Source organism: Mucilaginibacter sp. P4_E8, from assembly GCF_056401495.1.
Genome location: NZ_JBFUJG010000317.1, coordinates 1 through 2,120, shown reverse-complemented (window position 1 = coordinate 2,120; position 2,120 = coordinate 1). Strand labels below are relative to the sequence as shown.

Below are 2,120 nucleotides of genomic sequence, written 5' to 3'. Positions count from 1 at the left end.
GGATACAACCAAACGTGATCAGTTAGGTAAAACAAATACCATGGTGATGTATAATAATATCATGAACAAGTTTAAATTCGGTAATTTCAAAAATGCCCGTTACCTTGATCATGAATCAACCTCCATGTTTTATCCGGTAATGACATCTACTTTTATTGATCTGGCGCAAAACCTGATGGAAGAAGGTCATAATGACCTGGCATTAAAGGTTATTCATAAATATGACCAGGAAATGCCTGATATAACTCCCTATATAGATGTTGCTGGTCGCAAATTATTTTTAGCCCAATTGGCGTTTCAGCTTAATGATGTAGTACTGGGTAAGAAATTGATAACCAGCATTGACGATTATGTTACCGATCAGCTTGATTATAATTACCACTTGCTTACCAACAATGCAAATAGTATAAACATGCGCGATGTGCAGATCAGTATGCAATTGCTAAATGGTATGGCCGATTTTACTAAGGAAAGTAAACAAGCTGATATCAATAATAAGGTACAGGCACAGTTAAAAGATTATATGAAAAAATTTGCCCCCGTTTTAGGCGGTCAGCAATAAGTACTATAATTAAAAGATAATAAAGCCACTTCAGTAAAATGAGGTGGCTTTGTTATTTAATAATATGGTAAGTAATTGATTTTAATAGATAATATGAAAATAAACAAAAGAAAAGTCAAGTTCTTTATTTATTTTCATTGCCTGTATGCAGAAGCTTTTTAAAATATACCTCACCTTATTTGTTTGTTTTTTATTTGTTAACAACCAGGTTAAAGGCGGCACACCAACCGTTCATACATCGGCTAAACCAACATGGCTTAGTACCTGTAAAGTTTATAATCAAAAGCCATCCTCGCGTACCATTGAAAGGGGCTTTTTTTACGCCCTTGTTGAACAGCAGGTACATGTAGAAAAACAGGCAGATTATCATCATGTTATAAAAGAGATAGTTTCTGAAACCGGTATACAAAATGCATCTCAAATATCGGTAGGTTTTGACCCGGCCTTTGAACGGCTTGATTTTCATGATATCACCATCTGGCGAGATAATAAACCGATTAACCGGTTAAAAACATCGGCCTTTAAAGTAATAGCCGACGAACAGGACCTTTCGAATTTTATATACCAGGGTAGCTTTTCGGCCCTATGCATCCTTGACGACATCAGAAAGGGTGACCGCATAGAGTACGCGTATACCATTACCGGTCGTAATCCTATATTTAATGGTAAATTCTGTGATGATTTTTATTTACAGTGGTACCAACCCATTGCGCACCAGTATACAGCTATTATCACTTCATCACAGAGGAAGTTAAATTTCAAGCCGTTTAATAAAGTACCTAAAGTGGTTATTTCCGAAGGGAATGGCTTAAAACGGTATGAATACGAGGATTTCCAGGTTCCGGCCGCCCGCGATGATAATAACCAACCGGTATGGTACAATGCCAGGGGATATATACAGATCAGCGAATATGATAACTGGGCTGGGGTGGTTAACTGGGCATTAGGTATTAACCCGGCAGCCACAAATATTAAAGGCGAACTGGCCGACCGTATAAAACAGCTAAAAACTATGGCTGGCGGCAATAAGGAAAAATACTTTAGAGAAACGGTAAAAACCGTTCAGGACGAGGTGAGGTACATGGGTATCGAGATAGGGCAGTACTCGCATCAGGCAAATAAACCCGAAAAGGTATTTAAACAACGTTATGGCGATTGTAAAGATAAATCGCTGTTATTGGTGTCAATGCTTAAAGCAAATGATATAGATGCATCCATGGTTTTAGTAAATGCTGATCGTGGTGCTCATATTGCAGAATATATGCCAACCTATAATGCTTTTAACCACGCTGTTGTAGTGGCCACTGTTAATGGGAAACAGGTTTGGATTGATGCTACCATTGATTATCAGGGTGGTTCGGGTACTGATATTTATTTTCCGGATTATGGCAAAGGACTGATATTAAAGGCAGGAAATACCGGGCTTACAACTATACCGCCATCAAAAACCGGCAAAATAATTAATCAGGATATATACAAGATCAAAGATGCTAAATCGCCCGTTTTATTCACGGTAAAAACCACTTATACCCTTAACCACGCCGATGATATCCGGAGT

The 2,120-nt window shown here is 38.1% G+C and carries 1 protein-coding gene and 1 pseudogene; both read left to right on the top strand.

The genetic code is table 11. The annotated features are described in order from the left end of the window. A pseudogene (locus AC1DRQ_RS30920) lies at nt 1–562 on the top strand (DUF2723 domain-containing protein); the annotation flags it as partial. A gap of 145 nt (nt 563–707) precedes the next feature. Continuing rightward, nucleotides 708–2,120: DUF3857 domain-containing transglutaminase family protein (locus AC1DRQ_RS30915; RefSeq protein ID WP_477429870.1), on the top strand; the 1,413-nt coding region annotated here is incomplete at its 3' end.